Consider the following 302-nt stretch of genomic DNA (forward strand, 5'->3'; position numbering starts at 1 on the left):
CTCGACCACCTCAGCCTCGGCGAAGGCCGGATGCAGGGCATAGGCCGCGCCGAGCAGTTCGAGCATGGCGCGGGCGGAGATGCGACGGCGCTCTCCGCTCTCGATCATCGTCGCACCGACCATGAAGCTGTCTCTTATACACATCTCCGAGCCCACGAGACTCTAGGCGCGATCGCGTATGCCGTCGTCTGCTTGAAAAGGGGGGGGGGGGGGGGGGGGGGGGGGGGGGGGGGGGGGGGGGGGGGGGGGGGGGGGGGGGGGGGGGGGGGGGGGGGGGGGGGGGGGGGGGGGGGGGGGGGGGG

At 75.8% G+C, this 302-nt stretch carries 1 pseudogene; it reads right to left on the reverse strand.

Features of this window, described 5'->3' with window-relative positions:
• Window positions 1-126, reverse strand: a pseudogene (locus JHD80_RS28955) (FAD-dependent oxidoreductase); the annotation flags it as partial.
• Window positions 127-302: the final 176 nt, after the last annotated feature.

It is taken from the genome of Allobosea sp. ASV33 (assembly GCF_016428755.1).
Classification (GTDB): domain Bacteria; phylum Pseudomonadota; class Alphaproteobacteria; order Rhizobiales; family Beijerinckiaceae; genus Allobosea.